This is a genomic window from Candidatus Babeliales bacterium, from assembly GCA_035944115.1.
In the GTDB taxonomy this organism is placed as follows: Bacteria; Babelota; Babeliae; order Babelales; family Vermiphilaceae; genus DASZBJ01.
Window position 1 is genome coordinate 1 of sequence record DASZBJ010000027.1, and the last position, 1,632, is coordinate 1,632.

General features: G+C 41.1%; 1 protein-coding gene. It reads left to right on the forward strand.

Features of this window, described 5'->3' with window-relative positions; genetic code table 11:
- Nucleotides 1-411 precede the first annotated feature (411 nt).
- The gene (locus VGT41_02920; protein ID HEV2601225.1) at nucleotides 412-1,365 is read left to right on the forward strand and encodes an IS5 family transposase; all 954 of its coding nucleotides are present in this window, start codon (nucleotides 412-414) and stop codon (nucleotides 1,363-1,365) included.
- The last annotated feature ends 267 nt before the right edge of the window (nucleotides 1,366-1,632 follow it).

Here is a 1,632-nt window from a genome sequence, read left to right on the forward strand (position 1 = left end):
TTTCTTTCTAAATACCAATTCTTAAATTTTAGAAATTTTATAAAGTTGATTTCCAAAATATAAGTGCCTTGATCTTCCCCTTAGATCTGGTTGCCCAAAGATATACAAAGTCGACTAGTATATAGATTTAAGAGATTATTTTGTCAATTTTTTGAATTGCCCATAGAAAAATTGCCCATAATTTGTTTTTTGGAGAAGATTGAATTTATAAAAATTGAGCTTAGTATCAAACAAGGTCTACGCATGAATACGATAACCCACACCTTCACGTGCTTTGTACGTCCTCTTCATGTTGTTCTCACGCGCTCTTCTCGCCTTCGCGGGGCTTTGTTGAAAAAATAGGCGTTACGAACACGGTAACATGAGATAAACTCTTTTTGAACGATCAAATACAAAAAGGGGGGTTAACCCATGTCTCAAAAAACTTATCGTGTTCGTAACTGGAAACAATATAACCGATCTTTGGTTCAAAGAGGAAGCATTACCTTATGGGTAAGTGAAGAAGCCCTTCAAAATTGGCATGTTCATGACAAGACCCATCAACGTGGCAGACCACAAGAGTATAGTGATCAAGCCATTCTTTGTATGTTAAGCTTAAAAGCTGTATACCACCTCACCTTTCGAGGAGCCCAAGGGTTCCTGGATAGTTTACTTCAAATTTTAAAATTAAAACTAAAAGCGCCCCATTATACCCTGGTGTGTAAACGCCAAAAGCACCTGAGAGTTGACCTACCTAAAGGACTTAGGGATGGTGAAGGCTTGCATATTGTGGTTGATTCAACCGGATTAAAAGTCTTTGGAGAAGGAGAGTGGAAGGTTCGTCAACATGGGTATGTTACAAAACGGTTATGGCGTAAGTTGCACTTGGCCATCAACTCTAAAACCCAAATCATAGAAGCCAGTGAGTTAACAGAGTTAAAGGTACAAGATTGCGAAGGGTTTTCTTGCCTTCTGGATACGATAGAAGACCCAATTGGTGTAGCAATAGGGGATGGTGCGTATGACCGATTCTCCTGTTATGAAGTGATAGAAAAGCGAGGAGGATTCGGCATCTTTCCCCCACAGCACAATGCGGTGACTTCAGATGAGAGGCGAGCTAACAAGAAAAAAGCCTCTGCAAAAGCAGTGGCAAAACGAGATGAAGCGATTAAGAGTATCCGCTCATTAGGAAGAGAAGATTGGAAAAATCAGATCGGTTATCATCGACGAAGCTTGGCGGAAACGGGCATGTTTCGCGTAAAAACAATTTTAGGAAGGCGATTAAGCTCTCATCACTTAGAAAACCAGGTTGTTGAATCAAGAATCTGGTGCAGCGTTCTCAATACAATGACCCTCCAAGGAATGCCCGAAACCGCGGCTATTTAAAAAATTACCTTCACTTTAAAGAGACAGCTTTGCTCGTCTAATTCATTTATTCAACAAAGCCCCTTCGCGGGGATGACGCGGAAAGGGCGTCAATTCAGAAGGGATGTGGGTCATAAAGATGGGGGAAAAGCATGCGGAACCGTTGAGATGGTAAGAAGTTTTATAACCTTTCATGCATAAACCCTGTAGCTCCAAAAGATGCACCTTGAACTTTGCCCCCCTTTGAGGCAGTATTTCCGAAGAGATCAACAATCACGGAAGAGGAAA

What these genes read in the sequence shown, in the direction of transcription:
- VGT41_02920 (HEV2601225.1), top strand. Translation starts at nt 412, where the DNA reads ATGTCTCAAAAAACTTATCGTGTTCGTAACTGGAAACAATATAACCGA.